Source organism: Nocardioides sp. NPDC087217 (assembly GCF_044744805.1).
GTDB lineage: Bacteria > Actinomycetota > Actinomycetes > Propionibacteriales > Nocardioidaceae > Nocardioides.
In genome coordinates this window covers 284,648-311,165 of record NZ_JBIUZB010000004.1, presented here as the reverse complement: position 1 = coordinate 311,165, position 26,518 = coordinate 284,648, and the positions used below count along the sequence as shown (strand labels likewise).

Here is a 26,518-nt window from a genome sequence, read left to right as displayed (position 1 = left end):
GTCGAGCGTTGTGTCGAGCTTGTCGAGATGACCAACACGGTCCTGTCGTGTGCCGAGGGGACTGTGTTGGTCTCGACACGGATTCGCTCGTTCCTCACGAATCCGGCTCGACGAGCGCCGCGAGCGTCTTCAGGCGGGCAGGTCGGGCAGCGCCGCCCGCCGCAGCCAGGCATCGAAGAGCGCGGTGAGGTCGCGGCCACAGACCTCGGCCGCGAGGGCCTCGAAGTCGGCGGTCGTGACCGATCCCCCGCTGTGCCGCGCCACCCAGGTGCGCAGGATCGTGAAGAAAGCCTCGTCGCCGACGGTGCGTCGCAGGGCGTGCAGGGTCAGCGCGCCGCGCTTGTAGACGCGGTCGTCGAACATGTCCGCGGGACCGGGGTCGGCGAGGACCAGGTCCTGCGCCAGCGCGGACAGCCGGCGGTGGTGGTGGCGCGCGTGCTCGCCGCACGAACGGCCGCCGGAGGCGTCGGACCACAGCCACTCGCTGTAGCAGGCGAAACCCTCGTGCAGCCAGATGTCGCGCCACTCGCGCAGCGTCACCGCGTTGCCGAACCACTGATGGGCGAGCTCGTGGGCGACGAGGCGTACCTCCGACCACTCGCCGGTGAGGTGGTTGCGCCCGAAGGTCGACAGCGACTGCGACTCGAGCGGGATCTCGAGCTCGTCGTCGGTGACCACGACTGAGTAGGAGGCGAACGGATAGGGCCCGAAGACCGAGGTGAAGTAGGCCATCATCTCCCGCTGGCGCCCGAAGGAGGCCTCGAACCCGGCGGTGGCGTCGACCGGGTACGCGGCCCGGATCGGCACCCGGCCGCCCGGCCCTTCGGCCGGCGCGATGTCGACGACCCGGTAGCGCCCGATCTGCACCGTGGCGAGATAGGTCGCCATCGGCTCGGCCTGCCAGTAGCGCCAGGTCTCCCCGCTGCCGCGGCGTACGCGGGAGGTCAGCTCGCCGTTGGAGACGACCGCATAGCCGGGCGCGGTGGTCACGCTGATCGCGTAGCGGGCCTTGTCGGAGGGGCGGTCGTTGCATGGGAACCAGGTCGGCGCACCATGCGGTTGACCTGCGACGATGACACCGTCGTCGAGCTCCTCCCAGCCGGCGTCGCCGTGGTGCGAGAGCACCACCGGACGGGGCTTGCCGGAGTATCTGACCGTGACCACGAACTCCTCGCCGGCCGCGATCCGCGAGCGGAGGTTCAGCACCAGTCGGTGGTCGCGGTGGGACCACTTGGCCGGCGGGCGGCCGTCGATCGCGACCTTCTGCACCCGCAGGTGGGCGAGGTCGAGGACGACGCGGCTGAGGTCGTCGACGGCGACAGCGCGGATCGTCGCGGTGCCCGCGAGCCGGTTGCCGACCAGGTCGTAGGTGAGCTCGAGGTCGTAGTGGGTCGCGCTCCACGACAGGTCCCCATGACCAGGAAGGTAGGGGTCGGCTGCGGGGAGCTTCGGCACGGCGGTCATGTTAGGGGGCCGCCTGGTCCCAGGGGCCGATCGGGTTGCCGATCCACAGGGTCTTGTCCGGGAGGCTCTCCCCGCGCATGACCAGGGAGACCGGGCCGACGACCGCATGCCGGCCGATGGCGGCGGCGGGCAGGATCACCGAGTTGGGCCCGAGCGTGGCGCCGCGCCGGAGGACGACCTCGTCGAGGGCCAGGACGCGGTCGTGGAACAGGTGGGTCTGCACGACCGTGCCGGCGTTGACCGTGGCGCCGTCGCCGAGCTCGACGAGGTCGGTCTCGGGGAGCCAGTGGGTCTCGATCCACACGCCGCGGCCGATCTTCGCGCCGAGCGCTCGAAACCAGAGGTTGAGCACCGGGGTCCCGGACACGGCGCCGGTGAACCAGGGCGCGGCGAGCACCTCGACGAAGGTGTCGGCCAGCTCGTTGGCCCACACGAACCAGCTCCACAGCGGGTGCGACCCGGCCCGGATGCGGCCCACGAGCAGCCACTTCGCCGCCACCGTGATGCCGGCGGCGACCGCTCCGGCGGCGGCGAGCACCGGCCCGGTGACCAGGATCGCGACGAGGAGGTCGGTCGCCTCCCAGACCCGCACGAGCACGTAGCCGGCCCCTGCGTAGAGCAGCACCGCGAGCGTCTGCGGCACCAGCCGAGCCAGCTCGACGAGCGCCCGCGCGATCTTGAGCCCGGCCGGCGGGTCATAGGTACGTCCCGAGTCGGCCTCGCCGGCCGCCCGGCGCAGCGGCGCCGGCGGCGAGCCGAGCCAGCTCTCGCCCTTCTGCGCCCGCTTGCGGCGCGGGGCCGCGCTGAGCACGGCGACCAGGGACGCCTTCGGCACCTTGCGGCCGGGCGCCGCCATGCCGGAGTTGCCGACGAAGGCCCGCTTGCCGATCTTCACCCGCTCGACCCGCAGCCAGCCGCCGCCGAGCTCGTAGCCGCCGATCAGGGTGTCGTCGGCCAGGAAGCTCTGGTCGTTGACCTGCGTCAGCCCGGGGATCATCAGCACCGTCGAGGCCTCGACGTGCTTGCCGATCTTCGCGCCCAGCGCCCGCAGCCACAGTGGCGTCAGCGTCGAGGAGTAGAGCGGGAAGAGCCAGGTGCGGGCCTCGTCGAGCACCTGCATCGTCGACCAGACCGCGACACCGGCCAGGCTGCGTACGGGATGTACGCCGGGGGCGATCGCCAGACCGGCGAGCCGCACCACCGCCCAGATCAGTGCGGCCAGGGTGGCGAATCCGGCAGCCACCGCGACCGGGCCCCAGGCCAGCAGCGCCCCGATGTCGGCGTAGGAGGTTGGCACGCCGGCGAGGGCGACTGCGACGAGCATCCCGACGCCGATGGCGACCGCGGGAAGCAGGGCGAGGACGCCGGCCGCGATGCCGTAGAGGAGCATCCAGACCTGGGCGCGAGCCTGGGGCGGCTGCCACGGCCCGCGCGCCTCCCGCGCGGCACGAGCCGCCGGCGAACCCGACCAGAACTCGCCCGCCGGTACCACGCCGAAGACCGCCGAACCCGGTCCGACCTCGGCGTCGTCGCCGACCCGGGCGCCGGGCAGCAGCGTCGAGCGTGCCCCGACCCGGGCCCGTTCGCCCACCTCGACCTCACCGAGATGGAGCACGTCGCCCTCGATCCAGTGACCGGAGAGGTCGACCTCCTGCTCGATCGAGCAGCCCTTGCCGAGAGTGAGCATGCCGGTGACCGGCGGAAGGCTGTGCAGGTCGACGTTCTTGCCCATCCGCACGCCGAGCAGCCGGGCGTACCAGAGCATCCAGGGTGCCCCGGCGAGACCGTGGGCGCCGAGCTCGTCGACGGCGTGCGTCGCCAGCCAGAGCCGGAGATGGACCTTGCCGCCGCGGGGGTGCTCCCCCGGACGTACGCCGCGCAGGATGAGCCGCGCCGCGCCCGCGGCGAGCAGCATCCGGCCCGGCGGGGTCAGGAAGGCGAGGACGGCCGGCACGAGGATCCACCAGCTGAGCGAGGGCAGCCAGGGCGCCCACGGCTGGGCGAGCGTCGTCCCGAGCGCGATCCAGGTCAGCCAGCGCGGTGCCGCGAGGCAGCGCAGCAGGATGGTGGCGACCACCTGAGCGACCTGGGTCTTGAGGCGTACGGCCGGCACCTCGTGCTCGGAGAGCGCGGCAGAGCTGCCCATCTCGTCGATGTAGGTGGCGAGCGCCCCGAGCTTCGGCTGGTCGTAGATGTCGCCGAGCGCGACCTCGGGGAAGCGTTCGCGGATCAGGCTGACCATCTGGGCCGCGGTGAGGCTGCCGCCGCCGAGGTCGAAGAAGTCCGCAGCGGGCCCGGTGACCTCGGCGCCCAGGACGTCGTTCCACAGCCCGGCCAGCCAGGCCTCGGTGTCGCTGAGACCCTCGCCCGAACCCGCGGCGGAGGCGAGCGGCCAGGGCAGTGCGTCGCGGTCGACCTTCCCGCTCGTACGCGTCGGGAGGCTGTCGACCACGGCCAGCCGCGGTACCAGGGCCGCGGGCACGTCGGCTCTGAGCCGGGCGACGGAAGTGGACTGGTCGAAGGTGTCGTCGACGGTGACGTAGCCGACCAGCAGGCTGTTGCCCGCGGCGCTCCTCCGGACGGCTGCCGCGGCCCCGACGACCCCGTCCAGCTGCAGCAGGGCACTGTCGATCTCGCCGAGCTCGATGCGCCGGCCGCCGAGCTTGATCTGGTCGTCGGCGCGCCCACCGAAGAGCAGCCCGGCGGGGTCGTTGACGACCAGGTCACCGGACCGGTAGGCGCGCTCCCAACCGAGCGTGGGCATCGGGGCGTACTTCTCGGCGTCCTTGGCCGCGTCGAGATAGCGCGCCAGGCCGACGCCGCCGATGATCAGCTCGCCGGTCTCGCCCTCGGGGACCGGGAGGCCCGTGGCAGGGTCGACGACGGCGAGGTCCCAGCCGTCGAGCGGGAGGCCGATGCGTACCGGTCCCTCCGCGGTCAGCTGGGCACCGCAGGCCACCACCGTGGCCTCGGTCGGGCCGTATGTGTTCCACACCTCTCGGTCGGCCGTGACCAGTCGGGCCGCGAGCTCGGGCGGGATCGCCTCGCCGCCGGTGATCAGCAGCCGGACCCGGTCGAGCGAGGACGGCGGCCACAGCGCGACCAGCGTGGGCACCGTCGAGACGATGGTGATCTGGTTGGCGACCAGCCACGGACCGACGTCGACCCCGGAGCGCACCAGCGCCCGCGGGGCCGGGACCAAGCAGGCGCCGTAGCGCCACGCCAGCCAGATCTCCTCGCAGCTCGCGTCGAAGGCCACCGAGAGGCCCGCCATCACCCGGTCGCCCACCCCGATCGGGGCGTCCTGGAGGAAGAGGCGCGACTCGGCGTCGACGAACGCCGCAGCGTTGCGATGGGTCACCGCTACCCCCTTTGGGGTGCCGGTCGACCCGGAGGTGAAGATCACCCAGGCGTCGTCGTCGGTCGACGGCTCCTCCGGCTCACGCGCCTCGCCGGTCCCGATCGTGGTGACCCGCAGGTCGTTGGTCACGACCGCGGCGACCTGCGCCTCACCGAAGACCAGCCGGGCCCGCTCCTCGGGGTCGTCGGCGTCGACCGGCACATAGGCGGCACCCGCACAAAGGATCCCGAGGATCGCGACATACAGGTCGGTGGTGCCGCTCGCGATCCGCAGCCCCACCTTGTCCCCCGGCCCGATCCCGGCGGCGTTGAGCTCGGCGGCCAGCCCGTCAGCGGCCTCCTCGAGCTCGGCGTACGTCAGCAGCCCGTTGCCCGCGTCGACGGCCGGATCGTCGGGCACCTGGGCCGCGGTGGCCCGGAAGATGTCGACGAGGGTCCGTGGCTCAGGTGCGAGGTCGCCTCGCAGCAGGGGGTCGGTCACGCGACCACGTCCGTAGCGCATGCGCCATGATACGGACGCGGTCGCGTGAAGCTTGGATGGTTCACTCGCTGACGCTCGCTCACACGCGGAGCCTTCCGGGGTCAGTTGAACGGATGACGTACATCTTCGTTCCTTCTCGGTGTCGATTTGGCCTTGTCCCACCCGTCATCCCCGGTGACAGACTCATTTCGAGCGGACGAAAGGGATCACGATGACCAGATACATGGTGCTGCTGCCGACGAACGAGGCCTTCTGGGCCGAGTCGACGCCGGAGGAGAAGGCAGCCGGATACGAGGTGCACGGCAGGTTCGCCAAGCTGCTCGCCGAACGCGGCCACAAGGTCACCGGCGGCGCCGAGCTCCACCACTCCAGCAAGGCCAAGACGCTGCGTAAGACCGGTGACGGGGTGGTGATCACCGACGGCCCGTTCGCCGAGACCGTCGAGCACGTGACCGGCTTCTACACGATCGAGACCGACGACGCCGACGACATGCTCGAGTGCTGCAAGGTGCTCGCCGAGCTCGAGACGGCGCTCGAGATCCGGGAGATCGTCGAGCACGGGGAGATGCCCGCATGAGGTACTACCTGCTCATCCCCAACGTCGAGGCCGAGTGGCAGGCGAAGCCGGAGGAGGACAGGAACACGTTGTTCGCCGTGCACGAGAAGTTCGCGGCCCTGCTCGCCGAGCGCGGCCACACCATCTTGAAGGGGTACGGCGCAGCGCTCGCCGTTCCGTCGACGGCGGTGACCGTGCGTTCCTCCGGCGTCACCGACGGCCCCTACACCGAGGCGGCCGAGCACCTGGCCGGGCTCTACGTCGTGGAGTCCGAGGACCGCGACGACCTGGCCGAGTGCTGCCGGCTGCTCGCCACGGTCGAGTCGGCGATCGAGATCCGCGCGGCGGACTAGGGCGACCACGGCGATGCTGGAGAAGGTGCTGCGCGAGGAGTGGGGCCGGTTGCTGGCCCTGCTCGTCGCGCAGTTCCGCCGTCTCGACCTGGCCGAGGACGGGCTGGCCGACGCCTTCGAGGCGGCCGCTCGGCGCTGGCCCGTCGACGGCGAGCCCGACAACGGGCCGGCCTGGCTGCTCACCACCGCGCGTCGGCGGATCGTGGACCGGATGCGCTCGGAGGAGGTGCTGGCCCGCAAGATGCCGCTGCTCGCCGTGGACGCGGCGCTGACCCAGGAGGCGCAGCGGGTGATGGTCGACTCGGGCGAGGAGGTCACCGACGAGCGGCTGCGGCTGGTGCTCCTCTGCGCCCACCCGACGTTGTCGCGCGAAGCCGCCGCCGCGCTCACCCTCCGTCTGGTTCTGGGCGTCCCCACCGAGGACATCGGGCGGTTGTTCCTGCAGCCGAAGGCGACGATGGCGGCGCGGCTGACCCGGGCGCGCAAGCGGCTCGCGGGCGCCTCCTTCGAGGTTCCCGCAGATCTGGCCGGCCGGGTCGAGATCGTCGCCGAGGTCGCCTATCTCGCGTTCACGGCGGGCTACGCCCCCGGCACCGGTCCCGATGTCGTACGCAGCGACCTGGCGGGCGAGGCGATCCGGCTGATCCGCGTCCTTCGGTCGGTCCTCCCCGAGCCGGCCCCGGAGATCGATGCCCTCCTCGCGCTGATGCTGCTGCAGCACTCGCGCCGGGCGGCCCGGATCGGTCCGGACGGTGCTCTCGTGCTGCTCCCGGACCAGGACCGCACCCGCTGGCGGACCGACGAGATCACCGAGGCCCTCGCGATCCTCACCCCGCTCGCCCACGCGGCCCCGGCCCCTTATCTCCTCCAGGCGCTGATCGCCGCCGAGCACGCCCTCGCGCCCAGCTCCGAGACGACCGCCTGGAAGCGCATCGTCGAGCGCTACGACGAGCTGCTTGCACTCCAGGACACCCCGGTCGTACGTCTCAACCGGGCCGTCGCGGTGGCCGAGGCGAACGGCGCCGAGGCCGGGCTCGAGGCGCTGGAATCGGTCGCTCTCCCGGGGCACCGCCTGCCCGCCGTACGCGCCCAGCTGCTGGAGCGGTCGGGGCGCCACGACGCCGCGATCGAGGCGTACGCGGAGGCCATCGCGCTCTGCACGCACGGGCCGGAGCGGGCCGACCTCGCCCGGCGGCAACGGGCCCTGGAAGGTTTTCCACCTCAATCGGTAGACGAGAACACGTTCTAGTTGCCACACTCGGTGGTGTGACCCCGATCACTCTCCCCGACATCCTCGAGGCGATGGCGGACGCCATCCCCGACCGCACCGCCGTGTTCACGATGGAACACGCCTACAGCTTCGCCGAGGTCGACGAGCGCGCGACCAGGCTGGCCAACCACCTCCTCGGGCAGGGCATCAAACCCGGCGACCACGTCGCCGTCCACTCACGCAACCGGATCGAGTGGGTCGACGCGTTCTACGGGTGCATGAAGGCGCGGGCGGTGCCGATCAACATCAACCACAAGTACCTCCACGACGAGCTCGACCACCTCTACCGCAACTCCGACGCCGTCGCGGCGATCATCGGACCGGAGCACGTCGAGGCGGTCGCCGCGCTCGGCCTGGGCATCCCGACGCTGGTGATGGGCGAGGAGTACGACGCCGCCGTCGCCGCCGCGTCCAAGGAGCGCCCCGACATCGAGCGCAGCCCCGACGACCGCTACGTCATCTACACCGGCGGCACCACCGGGATGCCTAAGGGCGTCGTGTGGCGCCAGGAGGACATCATCCGCGCCGCGATGAACGCGAGCCGGTTCGGAGCTCCCTTCGACACCGTCGAGCAGCTCGCCGAGGAGGCCGCGGCGCAGGAGTCGCCGATGGTGCTGCTGGCCTGCGGTCCGATGATGCACGGCGGCAGCCAGTGGATCATGGGCAACGGCCATGTCGCCGGCTGCACGGTCTCGCTCTACACCGAGCCGGCCTGGTCGCCCGAGACGATCCTCGACCTGGTCCAGGCCGCCGGGGTCAACTCGCTCACCTTCCTGGGCGACGCGATGGGCCGCCCGGTCGCCGAGGCGATCCTGCGCGAGCCGGAGCGCTGGGACCTGAGCAGCCTGTTCGCCGTCTCCAACGGCGCCGCCCCGCTCTCCGCGGGGGTCCGCGCCCAGCTCCGGGAGGCACTGCCGGGCCGCTACATCCTGGACTCCTACGGCGCCTCGGAGTCCGGGGCGGCCGGCATGCAGGTCGACGACGGCAACAAGGGCGCACAGGCCGCGCCGAAGTTCCAGGTCGGGATGGACGTACAGGTCTTCGACACCGACATGGTGCCGTGCGCGCCGGGTGAGACCGGGATGCTCGCGCGCACCGGGTCGATCCCGCTGGGCTACTACAACGACCCGGTGAAGACCGCGGCGACGTTCAAGGAGGTCGACGGGCAGCGCTGGTCGATCCCGGGCGACTTCGCGCGGCGCGAGGAGGACGGCTCGATCACCGTCCTCGGCCGCGGGTCGGGCTGCATCAACACCGGCGGCGAGAAGGTCTTCCCCGAGGAGGTCGAGTCGGTCCTGCTGCGTCATGCCGACGTCTTCGACACCGCGGTCGTCGGCACCCCGCACGAGCGCTGGGGCCAGCAGGTCACCGCTCTCGTGCAGCTCCGCGACGGCGCCCAGACCTCGACCGATGCGCTCCGCGAGCACTGCCGCAGCCTCATCTCCGCCTACAAGGTGCCCAAGGACATCCTGCTCGTGGAGCGAGTCCCCCGCACGCCCGTGAGCAAGGTGGACTATCGTGCCAGCGCTACGGTCGCCGCCGAGCTGCTCGAGGCGCGTACGTGACGACCGGCTGATCCGACGTACGGTTCGGTGCCGTACGGCCCTACCCCTGGCTCTATCAATTGGAAGGCACGTACGTCCCTGTGTCCGCCGTGATCCCCCTCACACTGCCCGACATCCTGGAAGCGATGGCCGACGCCATCCCCGATCGCACGGCCGTCGTCACCTCCGACCGCGCCTACTCGTACGCCGAGATCGACGAGCGTGCCACGCGCCTGGCCAACCACCTGTTGAGCGTCGGCCTCGAGCCGGGTGCCCAGGTCGCCGTTCACGCGACCAACCGGATCGAGTGGGTCGACGCCCTCTACGGGTGCCTCAAGGCCCGCACCGTCCCGGTCAACATCAACCACGCCTACCGGCGCGACGAGCTCGCCAGGACGTACGCCGCCACCGACTGTGTCGCGGCCATCGTCTCCCCCGAGTTCACCGATGACCTCGACGAGCTCGACCTGAAGCTGAACCACCGCGTCATCCTGGGCGCCGACTACGACGCCAAGGTCGCCGCGGCGTCCAAGGAGCGGCCGACGGTCGGACGTACGCCTGGCGACTGGCACATCATCTTCACCACCGGCACCACGGGCACCCCGAAGGGTGCGGTCTGGCGCCAGGAGGACCTGATCTGGGCCGCGCTGAACACGGTCCGCCGCAACGCGCCGATCCCGTCGGTCGAGGGGCTCGCCGCGGAGGCGGCCGCTCGTGACTCGGGTGTCGTCCTGCTCGCCGGCGGTCCGCTGCTGCACGGGCAGAGCCAGCTGCTGCTCCTCCGGGCGCTGGTCGCGGGTGGCACCGCGGTGCTCGACACCTCGCCCACCTTCTCCGCCGAGGCCTTCCTCGACCTCGCCGAGCAGGCCGGCGCGACCGCGATCACGCTGCTGGGCGACGCCCAGGCGCGGCCGGTGGCCAACGCCCGGCTGACCGGGAAGAAGCGCTGGCCGCTGCGCTCGCTCGCCGGGGTCTCCAACACTGCGGCGCCGCTCTCCGACGGCGTCCTCGGCACGCTGCGCAACGCCTTCGCCCGCCGGGTCATCGTCGACTCCTACGGCACCCTCGAGACCGGCGTCACCGGCTCCCGCGCCGACGACGGATCCTCGCTCGTGCCCGGCGAGGCGCGGTTCATGGTGGGCCCGGAGGTGGAGGTGTTCAACCCCGACCTCACCCCGGCGGCTCCCGGCGTCGAGGGCCTGCTGGCCCGCTCCGGCCCGTCGGCTCTCGGCTACTACAAGGACAACGCCCGCTCGGCCACCGCGATCAAGCTGATCGACAACCGGCGCTGGACCTTCCCCGGCGACCTCGCCCGCCGCGAGCAGGACGGCTCGATCACACTGCTCGGCCGGGCCGCCACGCTCGTACGCACCGGTGACCTCGAGATCCACCCCGAGACCATCGAGGGCGTGCTCCTCGCCCACGAGGACGTCGTCGACGCCGCCGTCTTCGGCATGCCCCACCCGCGCTGGGGCCAGCAGGTCGCGGCGCTGGTTCAGCTGGCCCCGTCGACCGAGACCACCGCTGCCGACCTGCGCAAGCACGCCCGCGACCGGCTCGGGGAGTCGCACGAGCCCAAGCTCGTCCTGCTGGTCGAGTCGGTGCCGCGTACGCCTGCGGGGACCGTCGACTACCGCGCCGCCACCGGCCTCACGGCCGACATGCTCAGCACCGGCGGCAAGAGCCCAGACGACGTGGCAGCCGAAAAGTAGCCGAGTCGGCGCAACTGCCCCGCCGCCAGACGCCGAGTCAGCGCGTTACGACGAGCCGACTCGACCGGTGTTCGTGTCAGGATCCGGCGGCTCGGTCGCCTCGGGCGGGAGCTCGGGCAGGTGGTGTCCGAACGGGACCTGCTGGATCTGCCCGAGGGCGGCGAGGACGGAGGGCAGCATCGCCTTGGCGGTGCGCTTGTAGCCCATCGCACTGGGGTGGAAGTGGTCGATCGCGAACATCTCGTCGGGGTTGGTGATGAAGAACGGGCCGACCACGTCGGAGAGCGAGACGACGTGGGCGCCCTTGGCCAGCGCGGTCTCCCGCTGACCGTCGGCCAGCTGCTTGGCGATCCTGCGCCCGAGCGAGCGAAGCGGCTGCGGCAGGGGACGGACCGCGCCCACGTCCGGGCAGGTCCCGACCACGACCTCGGCACCACGCTCGCGCAGGGCGTCGATGACCTCCCCCAGCACCCGGGTGGAGTCCTTCTGCGGCACTCGGTGGGTGACGTCGTTGCCACCGACGATGACCACCGCCACGTCGGGCCGGTAGCCCTCCGGCAGCGACTCGAGCTGCGCGGGGACCATCGACGTCTCGGCGCCGACCACGGCCGCCGTACGCAGCCGCACCGGCCTCAGCAGAGCCTTGGCCGTGCCTTTGGCCAGCCGGGCCCCGAGGGTGCCGCCCCTGGTCTCCGCGCCCAGCCCGGCGGCGATCGAGTCGCCGAGGATGAGGAGCTCGACCGGCGTACCTCCGTAGGTCTTCTTGTAGACCTTGTCGGCGTCGATCGCCTCCTCGCCGAGCGGCTTGCCGATCACGTCGCGCGCGTGCGCCGCCTGTCTCTTCAGCAACGTCACGAACCCGGCACCGGCCGCCGCACCCACCACACCGACTGCGCCGGCGACTCCAGCGGTGGCGGCAACCATGCCGAGCCACTTGGCCTCTTCACTCGTCTTCGTGGTGTTCACATTCCTTAGGTGTACCCCACGGATGTGAACGCGAAATTAACCTACGCCTGGGAGAGCCCGGCTTCCTCGAAGGCGTCGTAGTTGGGGGCGATGGTGGCGCGGGGGCCGACGATGCCACTGACCGCGTCGAGCGTCTTGAGGCCGTGGCCGGTGTTGATGATCACCGTCTCCAGGCTCGGGTCGAGCGCGCCGGTCTCGACGAGCTTCTTGGTGACCGCGAGCGTGGTGCCGCCGGCAGTCTCGGTGAAGATGCCCTCGGTGCGGGCCAGGAGCACGATCGCGGCGCGGATCTCGTCGTCGGTGACCTCCTCGACAGCACCACCGGAGGAGCGGGTGGCATCGAGGACATAGATGCCGTCGGCCGGGTTGCCGATGGCGAGCGACTTGGCGATCGTGTCGGGCTTGACCGGGCGGATGGCGTCGACGCCAGCCTTGAACGCGGTCGCGACCGGGTTGCAGCCGGTGGCCTGGGCGCCGAAGATCCGGTAGGGCTTCTCCTCGACCAGACCGAGCTTGATCAGCTCCTTGAAGGCCTTGTCGACCTTGGTCAGCTGGGATCCGGAGGCCACCGGGATGACGATCTGGTCGGGCAGGCGCCAGCCGAGCTGCTCGGCGATCTCGAAGCCGAGCGTCTTGGAGCCCTCGGCGTAGAAGGGACGTACGTTGACGTTCACGAACGCCCAGCCGTCCTCCTCCGCGGCGATCTCCTGAGCGAGCTTGTTGACGTCGTCGTAGTTGCCGTCGACGGCGATCAGGTTGTCGGTGAAGACGGCGGAGTTGACCTGCTTGGGCTGCTCGAGGTTGCTCGGGATGAAGACCGCGGTCGGGATGCCGGCCCGCGCTCCCGCCGCCGCGACAGCGTTGGCCAGGTTGCCGGTGCTCGGGCAGGCGAAGACCTTGGCGTCGAGCTCGCGGGCGGCGCTCAGAGCACAGGCGACCACGCGGTCCTTGAAGGAGTTGGTCGGGTTGGTCGAGTCGTCCTTCACCCAGATCTTCTCGATGCCGAGCTCACGCGCGAGGTTCTTCGCGTCCAGCAGCCGGGTGAAGCCGGGCTCGGTGTTGGGGCTCTGCTCGATGTCGTCGGGCACCGGCAGCAGGGCCTTGTAGCGCCAGATGTTGCGGGGTCCGGCCTCGATCTCCTCGCGGGTCACGGCCGGGAAGTCATAGGCCACCTCCAGTGGCCCGAAACACTCCGGACAGGCGTAATGCGGTCCGAGCTCGATCTGGTGCCCACACTCCCGGCACGACAGCGCCGAGGCGTTGCCGAAAGCGCCCTCGCGCAGGCCCTTCGTCTCCGTGGTCGCAGCGCTCATGAGAAACCTCCTCCTCATCTTCCCCGATCACGTCTCTCGCGCCGGGCCGGAATTAGCACCTGCTCCACGCCCTACCCGATGGCCGGGAGGAGGCTCGTGGTCGGTTGCCGGGACTTCACTGGGCCGTTCCCTCAGTCCCTCTCGATGAGCAATACCGATCGTACGGCAGGCAACTTGCCGGAAACACACCCGGGTTCCACTCCGCGGACCAAGTGTCCACCATCTGGACGCCGACTGGTCCTCGATCAGCGCGCTCGGAGGCGGCGCAGCATCCGGGCGTCGTCGAAACCGACCGCTCGAGCGGCCGACTCCATCGTGGTGCCCGCGGCCAGCAGATGGTCGGCCCGTTCGCGGCGGAGAGCCTGCTGATAGCGGAGCGGAGTCAGACCGGTCGCCGCGACGAAGGCGCGGGTCAGGGTGCGTTCGCTCACCCCCGCACCATCCGCCAGAGCGGAGAGCGGAAGCGGCTCGGCGAACCGGGCGTCGATGACGTCCTGCACATGGTGGACGGTGTCGTCGAGATGGTTCCGGTGGCGCAGCAGGACGCTCTCCTGCGGCTGGTCCCCGTTGCGTCGCGCGTAGACGACCATGTCGCGGGCCACGCGAGCCGCCAGCGCCGGTCCGTGGCGCACCGCGAGCAGGTGCAGGCTCAGATCGATGCCGCTGGCGATGCCTGCTGACGTCACGATCCGGTCATCGCTGGTGAAGAGCACGTCGCGCACCACCCGGGCTTTCGGGTAGCGCCTTGACAGCGCGTCCTGGAGATCGTGATGAGTGGTGCAGCGACGTCCGTCGAGGAGGCCCGCCTGCCCGAGGGCGTCGGCGCCGGCGCAGACGCTGGCCACCTCGCCCCCGGCCGCATGATGGGCACGCAGCCGCTCGGCGGCCTCACGGCTGAGCCGGGGGCCGGCGACGAGGTCGTACGCCGCTCGCCAGCCCGGCACGACGAGCAGGTCACCGGGATCGAGATCGGGCCATTCCGTGGTGGCCGTCAGCGGCAGACCCTGTGCGGAGAGCACCTCCCCCGGCTCGGCGCCCGCGACGTACGCGAGGTCGTAGGGGTGTCCGAGGTTGCCCGCGGTGTGGAACGCCTGTGCCGGCCCGGCGAGGTCGAGCAGATGTACGCCGGGCAGCAGCACGAACGCGACGGTGGTCCGTCCGGTCGTCATGCCGAAGATGCTGCCACAGCCTCCAGATCATCGATGGTCGCGATCTCCGCGAACCGGCCGCTGAGCACGAGCTTCGTACGCTCGACGACCTCCTCGCCCGACAGCCCGCCCAGCGGCTCGGTGGTGACCGCATCGGCGACATAGGTGACCCGGTAGCCGAGGTCGGAGCCGACCCGCGCGGTGGTCTCGACGCACTGCTCGGCGCGGATCCCGCACACCACGAGCTCGGTGATCCCGCGCTCGGTCAGCACCTGCTGCAGGTTGGTCGTGGTGAAGGCGTTGTGGGCGGTCTTGCGCAGCTCGACATCGCCCGGCTCGGGGCCGCTGAGCCCGTCGAGGTAGCGGACGTGGCCCGACTCCGGGTCGAAGACGCCGCCACTGCCGGGCTCTGTGTGGAGCACCCAGACCACCAGGTCGCCCGCGGCCCGCGCGAGGCTCACCAGCCGGTCGGCGCGGTCGGCGATGTCGGGGTGGAGAGTCTGCTGCCATACCTCCCGCTGCCGGAAGGACTCCTGGATGTCGATGACGAGAAGGGCTCGGTTGCTCATGCCCCCAGTGTGCGAGCTGCCCGCTCGACGCACGAGGCATCAAGCGGGCAGCATCCGGAACGATCCGGTCAGGCAGCGGCAACCGTGCTCTGCGTGGTGGCCTCTCCCTCGGCAGGCGCGAGGGCGCCGCGTACGACATCCCTGACATCGCTCACCAGGTTGATCTTCAGGGCCTGCTTCACCTCGTCGGGGACCTCGTCCAGGTCGGGCTCGTTGCGTTGAGGCACGAAGACCTCGGTCAGGCCGGCTCGCTGGGCTGCGAGCAGCTTCTGCTTGAGGCCGCCGATGGGTAGCACCCGCCCGGAGAGCGAGACCTCACCGGTCATGCCGACCTCGCTGCGCACCGGGCGACCGGTGGCGAGAGAGGTGAGCGCGGTGACCATCGTGATGCCGGCGCTCGGGCCGTCCTTGGGGACCGCACCCGCGGGCACGTGGAGGTGGAGCGAGCGGTCGAGCACGGCCGGGTCGACGCCCAGCTCAGCGGCGTGCGAGCGGACGAAGGAGAGCGCGATCTGCGCGGACTCCTTCATCACCTCGCCGAGCTGACCGGTGATGTTGAGGCCGGTCTGCCCCTCGGCCGCGGACGCCTCGATGAAGAGCACATCCCCACCGAGCCCGGTCACCGCCAGTCCGGTGGCGACCCCCGGGACAGAGGTACGCTCTGCCGACTCCGGCGTGAACCGCGGCCGTCCGACCAGGTCCTTGAGGTTGTCCAGGCCGATCTCGACGTGCTCCGCACCGGTGGCCAGCCGCGTCGCCACCTTGCGCAGCGCCTTGGCGATGAGCCGCTCGAGCTGGCGTACGCCCGCCTCGCGGGTGTAGTTCGCGGCCAGCTCACGCAGCGCGTCGTCGGTGACCGTGGCCTCCTCCGAGGTCACCGCGGCGCGCTCGAGCTGCCGGGGCAGCAGGAAGTCACGGGCGATGGCGACCTTGTCGTCCTCGGTGTAGCCGTCGATCGTGACCAGCTCCATCCTGTCCAGCAGCGCCGACGGGATCTGCTCGACCACGTTGGCGGTGGCGATGAACAGGACGTCGGAGAGGTCCAGGTCGAGCTCGAGGTAGTGGTCGCGGAAGGTGTGGTTCTGCGCCGGGTCGAGCACCTCCAGCAGCGCGGCGGCAGGGTCACCCCGATAGTCCGAGCCGACCTTGTCGACCTCGTCCAGGAGCACCACCGGGTTCATCGATCCGGCCTCCTTGATGGCCCGCACGATCCGGCCGGGCAGAGCGCCGACATAGGTGCGCCGGTGACCACGGATCTCGGCCTCGTCGCGGACACCGCCCAGCGCGACCCGGACGAACTTCCGTCCGAGCGAACGCGCGACCGACTCACCCAGCGACGTCTTGCCGACCCCTGGCGGGCCGGCGAGCAGCACCACGGCACCGGAGCCACGGCCACCGATGACCTGCAGGCCCCTCTCGGCACGGCGGGTCCGCACCGCCAGGTACTCCACGATCCGGTCCTTGACCTCCTCGAGGCCGTGGTGGTCGGCGTCGAGCACCTCACGAGCCGCGACCACTTCGGTCGAGTCCTCGGTCCGGACCGACCACGGCAGCTCCAGCACCGTGTCCAGCCAGGTGCGAATCCAGGCGGTCTCGGGGTTCTGCTCGGAACCACGCTCGAGCTTGTCGACCTCGCGCAGCGCGGCCTCGCGTACGGCCTCGGGGAGGTCGGCGGCCTCGACGCGGGCCCGGTAGTCGTCGGACCCCTCGGGCTCGCCCTCGCCGAGCTCCTTGCGGATCGCGGCGAGCTGCTGACGCAGCAGGAACTCCCGCTGCGTCTTCTCCATGCCCTCGCGTACGTCCTCGGCGATCTTGTCGCTGACCTCGGACTCCGCGATGTAGTCCTTGGCCCAGGCGATGACCTTCTCGAGCCGCTCCTCGACCGACGGCGTCTCCAGCAGCTCACGCTTCGCCTCGTCGTCGAGGTAGGGCGCGTAGCCGGCGGTGTCGGCGATCTCGGACGGCTCGGTGAGCCGGTTGACCTGGTCGATGACCGGCCACGCCTCGCGACGCTGGAGCACCGCGACGACCAGCCGCTTGTACTCCTCGGCCAGCTCCTTCGCGTGCTCCGTGGTCGTCTCGGCGGCGGTCTCGACCTCGACCCACAGCGCAGCACCGGGGCCGGTCACGCCGGAGCCGATCTTCGCGCGGCCGACGGCCCTCAGCACCGCCGCGGGCTCACCGCCCCGGAACCGGCCGACGCGCTCGATCGTGGCCACAGCGCCGTACGTCGCATACCGGTCCCCCAGCCGCGGCGCGACCAGCAGCCGGCTCTCCGAGCCAGCCCGGGCGGCGTCGATCGCAGCCTGCGCGGCCTCGTCGAGCTCGATGGGTACGACCATCCCCGGCAGGACGACGGCATCCGAGACGAACAGCACAGGAAGCTTGTCCATTTGCGGACCCTCCTAGAAGAGTTGAGTGATATTGGCTCAACTTCTGGGAGCAACCGGATGTTCCCTCCGGTTATCGTGTTCGCTGTCAGCGGACGGCGCGAGGTGTAACACGCTGTTACACCGACTATCCGGTCGTTCTCATAGGGCGAGTAGTGCTACGAACGACGTGTTACACCGCCGCCGCGTCGGCCGTCAGCCGCTCCAGCAGCTCCAGCACACCTTCCGGCCCCTGCACCTCGAGATCGGCGAGATCCGCGAGCGGACCCCGGTCGGGCCCGGCGTGGGAGTAGACGAGCAACGTCGCCGACCCGGTGGTCTTTCCCCAGGCCCTGACCGCCTCGAACGCCTCGATGTCACCCAGGTCGTCACCGCCGAACAGGATCGCGCCGGGCGAGACCTCCGAGATCAGCGTGTCGATGGCGTGACCCTTGTGCATGCCGGGGGCGCGCACCTCGATGACCTGCTTGCCGGGCTCGATCACGAGCCCGTGCTCGCCGGCCAGCTCCGTCAGCGGCGGAAGCAGGCGCGCGGCGAGGCCGTCGGGGTCGGGGAACCGGCGGGTGTGCACTCCGACGGCGAGACCCTTCTCCTCGATGTAGGCGTCCTGCGCCCCGTGAGCGGCGAGCACCTCCGGCAGCGCCGCCTCGAAGGCGGCCAGCCCGTCGGGCGGCGGCGGGCCGACGACGACCCGGTCGGCACCGCTCCAGCGCTCGTTGCCGTACTGCCCGAAGACGTACAGCTCCTTGCCCGCCTCCGCGAGCGCGTCGGCGATCGCGGCCAGCCCGCCGAGCTCGACGACCTGCCCGGCCGGTCGGCCGGTGACGATGGCCAGTGCCTTCACCCGGGATGCGAGCGCGATCAGGACCGCGGCCGCGTCCGGATGGATCCGAGCCGCAGCCGGATCCTCGACGATCGGGGAGAGCGTGCCGTCGAAGTCGAGACCGACGAGGGTCTCGGCGGCAGCAGCCGCGATCGCGGCGTACTTCTGCTCTCCTGCGGTGCCATCAGGCTGGAGTTCGGCCATGCCTCAACTGTGACACGGCAACCACCTCGGAGCCGACCGCGAGGTCGCCGCCGTGCGGTAGATCACACACCCTCGAAAACGGCCGGAAAGGCTCAGAGAGCCCCGGTCAGAACCACCGTCAACCGGTCGCCCTTCATCGAGCCCTCGACCGACACATGGGTGCGTTTGATGCCGAGGTCGTCCGCGAGCTGTTGACCCTCGCGCTTCATCTCGCTCGGGTAGTAGACGGTGTTCTCCGGGATGGAGCCCATCCAGTTGTCCTCGCCGACGACGTTCCAGCCGACCGTGGTCGCCTTGGCCGCGACCTCACCGGCCAGGCCGGCGATGTTGGTGTTGTTGTAGACCTCGACGCTGACCTTGGCACGGTCGACGGGCGAGGGCTCGGCCTTCGCCGGCTTCTTCTCCTCCGCCTTGACCGCCTTCGGTGAGGCCGACGCCGAAGCCGAGGGGCTGCCACCGGCCTGGGCGATCTCCTTGCCCTCGTCTCCGTCGCCACCGGTGATCCAGAAGATGATCACCGCGGCGACCACGGCCACCACGCTCAGCGCGATGACGGGTGTGGGGAGCGCGACGCCACGCTCACCCTTCGAAGGACGTACGCAGCCGGTCATTCAGACCTCGAAACCGAGCCGTCTCGCCGAGCGCTGACGCTGCCGGGCCGCGCGGAGCCGTCGCAGGCGGCGTACCAGCAGAGGGTCGGCCTCGAGGGCCTCCGGCTTGTCGATGAGAGCGTTGAGCACCTGGTAGTAACGGGTGGCGGACATGTTGAACGCCTCACGGACAGCGGCTTCCTTGGCTCCGGCGTACTTCCACCACTGGCGCTCGAAGTCGAGGATCTGCTTGTCTCGCTCGCTGAGGCTCGCGGGGTCCTCGCCTGGGCCTGTGACCTGCACGTTGACAGCGCTCATTCCTCGTCCCCCGGTGTCGTCTGCATCTGACCACACCCTAACGCGCCGAACTACACCGCTGTGGTTCACCCTCCCGGCGTGTTACTCGACAGGTATTCGCATCAGGGGGCCGGAAGGCATGGGTGGAACGACTCGGCGCCGAACCTGGCGCCGGTCCATTACAGTCGGAGATGTGCAGGCTGACCTGGTAATCGTGGCCAATCGGCTCCCCGTGGATCGTGTGGAGATGCCGGACGGAACGAAGGCGTGGCGGCGCTCCCCAGGAGGTCTGGTCAGCGCCCTCGAGCCGGTCCTGCGGGCCAACGACGGTGTCTGGATCGGCTGGCCCGGCGGCACCGACGAGGACCTCGAGCCGTTCGAGGACGACGGGCTCCACCTGCTGCCGATGACGATGACCGCTCAGGACATCGAGGAGCACTACGAGGGCTTCTCCAACGGCACCCTGTGGCCGCTCTACCACGACGTCGTGGCCAAGCCGGAGTTCCACCGCGAGTGGTGGGACGGCTACCAGCGCGTCAACCAGAGGTTCGCCGAGAAGTGCGCGGAGGTCGCCGCGAAGGGCGCGACCGTCTGGGTGCAGGACTACCAGCTCCAGCTGGTCCCGCAGATGCTGCGCGAGCTCCGCCCCGACCTACGCATCGGCTTCTACCTGCACATCCCGTTCCCGCCGGCCGAGCTCTTCCAGCAGGTCCCCTGGCGCCGCCAGCTCCTCGAGGGCCTCCTCGGCGCCGACCTGGTCGGCTTCCAGCTGCCGCAGGCGGCCCAGAACTTCGTCCGCCTGGTGCGCCAGCGCGTCGGCCACAAGACCCATCGTGACCTGGTCTATCTCCCTGACGGGCGCACCGTGCACGCGGCCGCCTTCCCGATCTCGATCGACTTCGTCGGCTTCGACGAGATGGCCCACGACGAGGCCATCAACCAGCGCGCCAAGGAGATCCGTCAGCAGCTGGGCGACCCGAAGAAGATCCTGCTCGGCGTCGACCGGCTCGACTACACCAAGGGCATCTACGCCAGGCTGCGTGCCTACGGCGAGATGCTCCGCGACACCGAGCTCGACGTCGAGGACGCGATCTTCGTCCAGGTCGCGGTGCCCTCCCGCGAGCGCGTCGAGCAGTACCGCAAGCTGCGCGACGACATCGACCGCCTCGTCGGCCGGCTCAACGGCGATCTCGGCCGCATCGGCCGTCCCGCGATCTCCTACCTCCACACCTCGCTCCCCCGTGCCGAGATGGCCGCGCTCTACCGCGCCGCCGACATCATGGTCGTCACTCCCTACCGCGACGGCATGAACCTGGTCGCGAAGGAGTACGTCGCCTGCCGCTACGACAACGACGGCGCCCTCGTGCTCTCCGAGTTCGCCGGCGCGGCCGAGGAGCTGCGCCAGGCCTGGCTCGTGAACCCCTACGACATCAACGGGATGAAGGCCGCGCTGCTCGAGGCGTACAAGGCCGAGCCGAAGGAGCTCACCCGCCGGATGCGGGCGATGCGCAAGCAGGTCGCCTCCAAGGACGTACGCCACTGGGCCGACACCTTCCTCGAGGAGCTCGCGGCGGTCCAGGGCAGCCATACCAAGAATGTGCTTCCGCCCAACGCCCACTGAGGCCGGCCAGGTGGCTAGAGTCGTCGCGTGACCACCAACTCTGACCCGATCAGGTGGGGAATTCTCGGCACCGGCCGGATCGCCCACTCCCTCGCCACCGATCTGATGCTCGTCCCCGACGGCCGGCTCGCGGCCGTCGGCTCCCGGAGCACGGAGTCCGCGGAGACGTTCGCGAAGGAGTACGCCGCCAACGGCCCGGTCCGCGCGCACGGCTCCTATGAGGAGCTCGCCGCCGACGAGGACGTCGACGTCGTCTATGTCGCCTCCCCCCACTCCCACCACCTCGAGCACGCCACCCTCATGCTCGAGGCCGGCAAGCACGTGCTGTGCGAGAAGGCGCTGACGCTCAACGCCGCCGACTCGCAGAAGATGGTCGACCTGGCCACCTCCAAGAAGCTCTTCCTCATGGAAGCCATGTGGATGGCGACCAACCCGATCATCCGGCGGCTCGTCGCCGACGTGAAGTCGGGTCGCTTCGGGGTCCCCCGACACGTACACGCCGAGCTCGGCTTCGTCGCCGATCCCGAGCAGCACCAGCGCCTCCTCGACCCCGCGCTCGGGGCCAGCGCGCTGCTCGACATGGGCATCTACCCGCTCACCTTCGCCCACCTGCTCTTCGGCGAGGCCCGCGCGCTGACCGCTCAGGCCAACATCGGCACCGGGGCCGACGGCGGCACCTTCGACCTCGACCTGGTGATGACCGGGAAGTACGCCGGCAACGAGCTCTCCACCATGGTCTCCTCGGTCACCTCCTACTCCTCGCGGGCGGCGGCCATCGCCACCGACCAGGGCCGCATCGAGCTGACCGACTTCCACCACCCGTCCTCGGCGGTCTTCAAGCCCGCCAACGGCGACGAGCCCGTCGAGATCGTCGGCGACGAGCCCGTCATCGGCGCGGCGTACGGCAACGAGATCGTCGAGGTGCAGCGCTGCCTGCGCGAGGGTCTTCTGGAGTCCCCGCTGGTGCCCCACAACCAGACGCTCAGCCTGATGCGCCAGATGGACATGATCCGCGAGTCCATCGGCGCCCGCTACGCGAGCGAGTCCTGACGAGAAGTCACCCCCGCAGGCCGAGACGTCAGCTGCGTCGGTCGAGTTGGCACCCAGGTGCCGACTCGACCGACGCGAGTGACGTCTCGGCCGACGTACCTGACGCCTCGGCTCTCAGGCGGTGTTCGGCTTCTCGTTGAACGTACTGTGCGGCTGCACGACGGCGAGGAGCTCGCGGGCGACCTCGGGGCCGAGGGCGCCCCAGTGGTCCTTGTAGCCGTAGACACCGGCGAGGGTGCGTGACTCGTAGTCGCCGTTCATGACCTCGATGTCGTGGGGCGTGATCAGGCCGGGATGGGCGACGCCGACGGCGGCGGAGACCTTCGTCAGCTCCCGGCGCAGGGTCCTGAGGTAGCTGGCGCAGCGATCGCCCTTGTCCTGCGGGTCGAGGCCACCGGAGAGCCACTTGCTCTGCGTCGCCACCCCGGTCGGACAGGTGTCGTCGTGGCACTTCTGAGCCTGGATGCAGCCGATCGACATCATCGCCTCGCGGCCGACGTTGACCATGTCGGCGCCGAGCGCGAAGGCGACGGCGGCGTTCTCCGGCAGGCCGACCTTGGCCGAGCCGATGAAGGTGACCGAGTCGGTCAGGCCGAGCTCGGCGAAGGTGCCGTAGACCCGCGAGAAGCCGATCCGATAGGGCATCGCGACCGCGTCGGAGAAGATCAACGGCGCGGCGCCGGTGCCACCCTCGCCGCCGTCGACGGTGATGAAGTCGACGCCCCGCTCGCCCGAGCGCATCTTGCCGGCGAGCTCCTGCCAGAACTCCATCTCACCGACCGCCGACTTGATGCCGACCGGCAACCCGGTCTCGGCGGCGATCATCTCGACGAAGTCGAGCATCGAGTCGACGTCGTGGAAGGCGGAGTGGCGAGACGGCGACACGCAGTCCTTGCCGACCTCGATGCCGCGGATCTCGGCGATCTCCGGGGTCACCTTGGCCGCCGGCAGCAGGCCACCGAGGCCGGGCTTGGCGCCCTGGGAGAGCTTGATCTCGATCGCCTTGACCGGCGCGGTGGCGACCCGCTCCTTGAGCCGATCGATCGAGAAGGTGCCGTCGGCGTTCCGACACCCGAAGTACGCGGTGCCGATCTGCATCACCAGATCCGCACCACCTTCGAGGTGGTAGGGCGAGATGCCGCCCTCACCGGTGTTGTGCATCGCCCCGGCCCGGCGTGCGCCCAGGTTGAGCGCCGTGATCGCCGGCCCGGACAGCGACCCGAACGACATCGCCGAGATGTTGACGACCGACTCCGGCCGGAAGGCCTTCGCGCGCCCGCGCGGACCTCCGAGCACCTTCGCCGACGGGAGCTTGGCGGCCCGGTCGTGGTCGTCGGGCAGGGAGTCGGCGAACGTACGGTGCTTGATGTGGATGTGGCCCTGGAGGTGCTCGATGTCGTTGTCGGTGCCGAAGCCGAAGTAGTTGTTCTGCTCCTTGGCCGAGGCGTAGACCCAGCGCCGCTGGTCACGGCTGAAGGGCCGCTCCTCGTCGTTGCCGGTCACGATGTACTGCCGCAGCTCCGGCCCGATCTTCTCCATCAGGTACCGCGCGTGCCCGATCACCGGGAAGTTCCGCAGGATCGCGTGCTTGCGCTGGGTCAGGTCGCGCGCGGCGACCACGCCCGCGGCGACCGCCACTCCCCCGAGCAGGGTCGTCATCTTCATGTACGTCTTCCTACCGGCCCGCCACGGCGTTGTAAACGTCCGTGGCGGTGTCGCCGGGCGTCGCTCAGGCGAACTCGGGAATGACCTGAGACTCGAAGAGCTCGATCGAAGAGCGGTCGTAGGCGGCATCGCCGAAGTAGGTGATGGCGTACGTCATTCCCAGCTCCTCCATAGACTTCAGCTTCTCCACGATCTGCTCGGGCGTGCCGGCCAGCCCCTGCACGCCACTGCGGCGGGCATGCTCCGCGCCGGCGGCCTCTCCGAGCGACTTGGCGAGGTGGTCGGCGTACCAGTCGATCTTGTCCTGGACGTCCTTCTCAGTCTCACCGATGAAGACGTTGTAGTTGGACGAGCGGGTGATCTCCGAGAAGTCGCGGCCGAGGTTCTCGCAGTGCGCCGCGAGGATGTCGGACTTGGACTTGAACGTCTCCGGGTCGCCGGCGAAGTTGGTGTAGTCGGCGTACTGGGCCGCGATCTTCAGGGTCACCTTCTCGCCGCCGCCGGCGATCCACAGCGGGATGCCGGATCGGCCCTGCTGCAGCGGCAGCGGCTGACAGATGGCGCCGTCGACCTGGTAGTACTTCCCGTCCAGCGACGAGATGCCCTTGGTCCAGGCCTGCTGGAAGATCTGGACGCCTTCGCGGAGCATCCCGAGGCGGTCGCGCGCCTCGGGGAAGCCGTAGCCGTAGGCCCGCCACTCGTGCTCGTACCAGCCCGCACCGATGCCCATCTCGACCCGGCCGCCACTGATGTGGTCGGTGGTCGCGGCGACCTTCGCAAGGTAGGCCGGGTTGCGGTAGGACATGCACGAGCACATCTGCCCGAGGCGCACCCGCGACGTCACCGCGCCCAGACCCGCCATCAGCGACCAGGCCTCGTGGGTCGCCTGGTCGGACGGCTCCGGGGTGGTGTGGAAGTGGTCGTAGACCCAGATGCTCTCCCAGGGGCCGGAGTCGGCGTGGATCGCCAGGTCCTTCATCGTCGTCCACTGGTCCGCCGGGTCGATCCCGACGAGGTCGAAGCGCCATCCCTGCGGGACGAAGAAACCGAACTTCATGTCTACTCCTTGATGAGTCCAACCTGAGTGCCACGGACAACTTAACCGTCGGCCCCAGCCGATACCCTCATCATTTATGAGCGAGCGACAGCGAGCGGCAACAGGCCTCAGGCCGCCACTTCCGTATTCTTCGCCGTGCCCTACGGAGGTGGCGGCGTGAGCGCACTGGCAGGACTCGTGGACAAGGGCCTGATGGCTGCCGACTGGGCCGAGGCGCTGGCGCCGGCCGAGCCGCAGATCGAGCAGATGGGCCGCTTCCTGCGCGACGAGCTGGCGGCCAGGCGTCCCTACCTTCCCGACGGCGACCGGATCTTCAACGCCTTCCGGCGCCCGCTGCGAGACGTACGCGTCCTGATCGTCGGCCAGGACCCCTACCCGACCATCGGGCACCCGATCGGGCTCAGCTTCGCGGTCGAGAAGGACGTGCGTCCGCTGCCGGCGTCGCTGCGGAACATCTATGCCGAGCTGGCCACCGACCTCGACCTGAAGATGCCCGAGCACGGCGACCTGTCGACCTGGGCCGACCGCGGGGTGATGCTGCTCAACACCTCGCTGACCGTGCGGCCGGGTGCTCCCGCCTCCCACTCGAAGAAGGGCTGGGAGGAGGTCACCGGGCGGGCGATCGACGTCCTCGGCCGACGCGGCGGACCGTTGGTCGCGATCCTGTGGGGCCGGCACGCGCAGAATCTCGAGCCACGACTCAACGGGGTGCCCGCGATCAAGTCCGTCCACCCCTCGCCGCTCTCCGCGCGCCGGGGGTTCTTCGGGTCCCGGCCGTTCTCCCGCGCCAACGCCCTCCTGGTCGAGCAGGGCGGTTCCCCGGTCGACTGGTCCCTTCCCGATTAGGCTCTGCCTGATGAGGGTCGCCCCATCGGCCCATCGGCGCGGTGAACGGGGGTCACGTGGGCGAGAACACGACCGGACCGACGCTGTCGGTGTCACGGCGGCTCAAGATCGGCGGGACCATCGTCGTCGTGCTGATGGCGGTCTGGGCCGCCGTGCTCGGCGGACGAGCCCTCCTGGAACGGGCCGGTCCTCCGGAGTACCCCGCGACCGACGTACGCGACTGGGCGACCTTCGCCGACCACCTCGTCCTCGGCACCGCCGGCCCTGCCGACGCGGACCGGCTCGAGGTCACGACCGTCCTGTGGAGCCGGCAGGGAGCCCACCCGATCGGGCGCGGGATCACCCTCGACGCCGACATGACCGAGGGCGAGGCGTACGCCGTGCCGGTGGCGTGGCTCGAGGGCGGCGGTGGACGCTGGGTGGCGCTGGCGGCCGAGGCGGTCCTGCCCCTCGACGGCGGGCGGATCACCGGGGGTGGCCAGACCTGGGCGGCCGACCACGCCGGGGAGTCGCCCCGGGGCCTCGCCACCGAGCTCTACGAGACCGGTCCGCACCCGGCCGCCGTCCCCTACCTGTATGAGAGTCTCGAGCAAAGACTCGCCGCTGTGGAGCGGTAGGTAAGATTTCAAGCGTGAGCCAGGACTCCCCCACGCGGCCCCAGCGCGCCAACTGGCTTCGGGCCGGCATTTGGTCGCTCGGTTTCGTCGCCCTGCTCTGGGTGCTCGAGGCCACCGACTACATCAGCGGACACCAGCTCGACACGCTGGGCATCCAGCCGCGCACCGATGCCGGCCTGCTCGGCATCGTGTTCGCTCCGGTGCTCCACTTCGGCTGGGCCCACCTCTACGGCAACACCCTGTTCGCACTCGTCCTCGGCTTCCTGGTGCTCGCCTCGGGCGTCGGCCGCGGGATCGTGGCGACGCTCATCATCTGGGTGGTCGGAGGCGTCGGCGTCTGGCTGATGTCGCCCCCGGGCAGCATCACCGCCGGCACCTCGATGCTGATCTTCGGCTGGCTCGTCTACCTGATCCTGCGCGGCCTGTTCAGTCACCGCGTCGGCCAGATCGTCATCGGCGTACTCATCTTCCTGGCCTGGGGCAGCCTGCTCCTGGGCGTACTCCCGGGGCAGACCGGTGTCTCCTGGCAGGGCCACCTCTTCGGCGCGATCGGTGGCGCGCTGGCGGCCTGGCTGCTCAACGACCCGCCCCAGAAGCAGGCCCAGAAGAAGCCCGCCTGAAC

The 26,518-nt window shown here is 70.4% G+C and carries 22 protein-coding genes and 1 riboswitch; of the genes, 10 read left to right on the top strand and 12 right to left on the bottom strand.

Translation table 11 applies throughout. The features are described from left to right. Positions 1-129: 129 nt before the first annotated feature. Positions 130-1,464, bottom strand: a complete 1,335-nt coding sequence (locus ACIO3S_RS19595) for a M1 family metallopeptidase (protein WP_400467178.1) — start codon at positions 1,462-1,464, stop codon at positions 130-132. Position 1,465: 1 nt separating this feature from the next. Then, entirely contained in the window at positions 1,466-5,305 is a 3,840-nt protein-coding gene (locus tag ACIO3S_RS19590) for a Pls/PosA family non-ribosomal peptide synthetase (RefSeq protein ID WP_400467175.1), read from the bottom strand. Between the two features lie 211 nt (positions 5,306-5,516). Between ACIO3S_RS19590 and ACIO3S_RS19585 the strand changes: the two genes are divergently transcribed. The 5 genes from ACIO3S_RS19585 to ACIO3S_RS19565 all read left to right on the top strand — a co-directional run bounded on the left by ACIO3S_RS19585 (position 5,517) and on the right by ACIO3S_RS19565 (position 10,740). Next, positions 5,517-5,882: a YciI family protein gene (locus ACIO3S_RS19585; RefSeq protein ID WP_400467172.1), complete on the top strand. Its 366-nt coding sequence runs from the start codon at positions 5,517-5,519 to the stop codon at positions 5,880-5,882. Further along, complete coding sequence (locus ACIO3S_RS19580; RefSeq protein ID WP_400467169.1) at positions 5,879-6,214, top strand: YciI family protein; 336 nt, start codon at positions 5,879-5,881, stop codon at positions 6,212-6,214. Before ACIO3S_RS19585 ends, ACIO3S_RS19580 begins: the two co-directional genes overlap by 4 nt. A gap of 13 nt (positions 6,215-6,227) precedes the next feature. Next, positions 6,228-7,463 carry an RNA polymerase sigma factor gene (locus ACIO3S_RS19575; RefSeq protein ID WP_400467166.1) on the top strand — a complete coding sequence of 412 codons (1,236 nt, stop codon included), beginning with the start codon at positions 6,228-6,230 and terminating at the stop codon, positions 7,461-7,463. A gap of 17 nt (positions 7,464-7,480) precedes the next feature. Next, the gene (locus ACIO3S_RS19570; protein WP_400467164.1) at positions 7,481-9,049 is read left to right on the top strand and encodes an AMP-binding protein; all 1,569 of its coding nucleotides are present in this window, start codon (positions 7,481-7,483) and stop codon (positions 9,047-9,049) included. Positions 9,050-9,138: 89 nt separating this feature from the next. Then, complete coding sequence (locus tag ACIO3S_RS19565; RefSeq protein WP_400467161.1) at positions 9,139-10,740, top strand: AMP-binding protein; 1,602 nt, start codon at positions 9,139-9,141, stop codon at positions 10,738-10,740. Positions 10,741-10,785: 45 nt separating this feature from the next. Here the strand turns inward: ACIO3S_RS19565 and ACIO3S_RS19560 are convergent, their stop codons facing one another. The 8 genes from ACIO3S_RS19560 to ACIO3S_RS19525 form a co-directional block, all read right to left on the bottom strand. After that, positions 10,786-11,706 carry an SGNH/GDSL hydrolase family protein gene (locus ACIO3S_RS19560; RefSeq protein WP_400467158.1) on the bottom strand — a complete coding sequence of 307 codons (921 nt, stop codon included), beginning with the start codon at positions 11,704-11,706 and terminating at the stop codon, positions 10,786-10,788. Positions 11,707-11,747: 41 nt separating this feature from the next. Continuing rightward, positions 11,748-13,019 carry a threonine synthase gene (thrC, locus tag ACIO3S_RS19555; protein WP_400467155.1) on the bottom strand — a complete coding sequence of 424 codons (1,272 nt, stop codon included), beginning with the start codon at positions 13,017-13,019 and terminating at the stop codon, positions 11,748-11,750. Positions 13,020-13,030: 11 nt separating this feature from the next. Continuing rightward, a riboswitch (SAM riboswitch) is annotated at positions 13,031-13,170 on the bottom strand. A gap of 94 nt (positions 13,171-13,264) precedes the next feature. After that, positions 13,265-14,188, bottom strand: a complete 924-nt coding sequence (locus ACIO3S_RS19550; protein WP_400467152.1) for a GlxA family transcriptional regulator — start codon at positions 14,186-14,188, stop codon at positions 13,265-13,267. Beyond that, entirely contained in the window at positions 14,185-14,736 is a 552-nt protein-coding gene (locus ACIO3S_RS19545) for an isochorismatase family protein (protein WP_400467149.1), read from the bottom strand. The genes ACIO3S_RS19550 and ACIO3S_RS19545 overlap by 4 nt, the downstream gene beginning before the upstream one ends. 68 nt (positions 14,737-14,804) lie before the next feature. Further along, entirely contained in the window at positions 14,805-17,129 is a 2,325-nt protein-coding gene (lon, locus tag ACIO3S_RS19540) for an endopeptidase La (RefSeq protein ID WP_400467146.1), read from the bottom strand. 169 nt (positions 17,130-17,298) lie between these two features. After that, positions 17,299-18,153 carry a trehalose-phosphatase gene (otsB, locus tag ACIO3S_RS19535; protein WP_400467144.1) on the bottom strand — a complete coding sequence of 285 codons (855 nt, stop codon included), beginning with the start codon at positions 18,151-18,153 and terminating at the stop codon, positions 17,299-17,301. Positions 18,154-18,245: 92 nt separating this feature from the next. Further along, the gene (locus ACIO3S_RS19530; RefSeq protein ID WP_400467141.1) at positions 18,246-18,764 is read right to left on the bottom strand and encodes a LytR C-terminal domain-containing protein; all 519 of its coding nucleotides are present in this window, start codon (positions 18,762-18,764) and stop codon (positions 18,246-18,248) included. Further along, on the bottom strand, positions 18,765-19,061 hold the full coding sequence (locus ACIO3S_RS19525) for a DUF3263 domain-containing protein (RefSeq protein WP_091046051.1): 297 nt from the start codon (positions 19,059-19,061) through the stop codon (positions 18,765-18,767). It abuts the gene before it with no gap. Between the two features lie 118 nt (positions 19,062-19,179). Between ACIO3S_RS19525 and ACIO3S_RS19520 the strand changes: the two genes are divergently transcribed. Further along, entirely contained in the window at positions 19,180-20,661 is a 1,482-nt protein-coding gene (locus tag ACIO3S_RS19520) for a trehalose-6-phosphate synthase (RefSeq protein ID WP_400467137.1), read from the top strand. 27 nt (positions 20,662-20,688) lie between these two features. Continuing rightward, entirely contained in the window at positions 20,689-21,711 is a 1,023-nt protein-coding gene (locus tag ACIO3S_RS19515) for a Gfo/Idh/MocA family protein (protein ID WP_400467134.1), read from the top strand. 114 nt (positions 21,712-21,825) lie between these two features. On the opposite strand, the gene ACIO3S_RS19510 is transcribed toward ACIO3S_RS19515, so the two are convergent. Together ACIO3S_RS19510 and ACIO3S_RS19505 are read right to left on the bottom strand one after the other, a co-directional pair. Then, a complete protein-coding gene (locus ACIO3S_RS19510) occupies positions 21,826-23,376 on the bottom strand; it encodes an FMN-binding glutamate synthase family protein (RefSeq protein WP_400467131.1) in 1,551 nt (516 codons plus the stop codon). Between the two features lie 64 nt (positions 23,377-23,440). Next, positions 23,441-24,433, bottom strand: coding sequence for an LLM class F420-dependent oxidoreductase (locus ACIO3S_RS19505; protein ID WP_400467128.1), 993 nt, complete (start codon positions 24,431-24,433; stop codon positions 23,441-23,443). Between the two features lie 192 nt (positions 24,434-24,625). On the opposite strand from ACIO3S_RS19505, the gene ACIO3S_RS19500 reads away from it, so the two are divergent. From ACIO3S_RS19500 to ACIO3S_RS19490, 3 genes are read left to right on the top strand one after another with little or no spacing between them, the layout of a single operon-like run. Further along, complete coding sequence (locus tag ACIO3S_RS19500; protein ID WP_400467544.1) at positions 24,626-25,279, top strand: uracil-DNA glycosylase; 654 nt, start codon at positions 24,626-24,628, stop codon at positions 25,277-25,279. 56 nt (positions 25,280-25,335) lie between these two features. Beyond that, on the top strand, positions 25,336-25,896 hold the full coding sequence (locus tag ACIO3S_RS19495; RefSeq protein ID WP_400467125.1) for a hypothetical protein: 561 nt from the start codon (positions 25,336-25,338) through the stop codon (positions 25,894-25,896). A gap of 14 nt (positions 25,897-25,910) precedes the next feature. After that, positions 25,911-26,516, top strand: a complete 606-nt coding sequence (locus ACIO3S_RS19490; RefSeq protein WP_160026831.1) for a rhomboid family intramembrane serine protease — start codon at positions 25,911-25,913, stop codon at positions 26,514-26,516. Positions 26,517-26,518: the final 2 nt, after the last annotated feature.

Coding starts and splice junctions, on each gene's coding strand:
- ACIO3S_RS19580 (WP_400467169.1), top strand. CDS start 5,879: ATGAGGTACTACCTGCTCATCCCCAACGTCGAGGCCGAGTGGCAGGCG.
- ACIO3S_RS19585 (WP_400467172.1), top strand. CDS start 5,517: ATGACCAGATACATGGTGCTGCTGCCGACGAACGAGGCCTTCTGGGCC.
- ACIO3S_RS19575 (WP_400467166.1), top strand. CDS start 6,228: ATGCTGGAGAAGGTGCTGCGCGAGGAGTGGGGCCGGTTGCTGGCCCTG.
- lon (WP_400467146.1), bottom strand. CDS start 17,129: ATGGACAAGCTTCCTGTGCTGTTCGTCTCGGATGCCGTCGTCCTGCCG.
- ACIO3S_RS19545 (WP_400467149.1), bottom strand. CDS start 14,736: ATGAGCAACCGAGCCCTTCTCGTCATCGACATCCAGGAGTCCTTCCGG.
- ACIO3S_RS19500 (WP_400467544.1), top strand. CDS start 24,626: ATGGCTGCCGACTGGGCCGAGGCGCTGGCGCCGGCCGAGCCGCAGATC.
- ACIO3S_RS19520 (WP_400467137.1), top strand. CDS start 19,180: ATGGGTGGAACGACTCGGCGCCGAACCTGGCGCCGGTCCATTACAGTC.
- ACIO3S_RS19510 (WP_400467131.1), bottom strand. CDS start 23,376: ATGAAGATGACGACCCTGCTCGGGGGAGTGGCGGTCGCCGCGGGCGTG.
- otsB (WP_400467144.1), bottom strand. CDS start 18,153: ATGGCCGAACTCCAGCCTGATGGCACCGCAGGAGAGCAGAAGTACGCC.
- ACIO3S_RS19595 (WP_400467178.1), bottom strand. CDS start 1,464: ATGACCGCCGTGCCGAAGCTCCCCGCAGCCGACCCCTACCTTCCTGGT.
- ACIO3S_RS19505 (WP_400467128.1), bottom strand. CDS start 24,433: ATGAAGTTCGGTTTCTTCGTCCCGCAGGGATGGCGCTTCGACCTCGTC.
- ACIO3S_RS19530 (WP_400467141.1), bottom strand. CDS start 18,764: ATGACCGGCTGCGTACGTCCTTCGAAGGGTGAGCGTGGCGTCGCGCTC.
- thrC (WP_400467155.1), bottom strand. CDS start 13,019: ATGAGCGCTGCGACCACGGAGACGAAGGGCCTGCGCGAGGGCGCTTTC.
- ACIO3S_RS19550 (WP_400467152.1), bottom strand. CDS start 14,188: ATGACGACCGGACGGACCACCGTCGCGTTCGTGCTGCTGCCCGGCGTA.
- ACIO3S_RS19525 (WP_091046051.1), bottom strand. CDS start 19,061: ATGAGCGCTGTCAACGTGCAGGTCACAGGCCCAGGCGAGGACCCCGCG.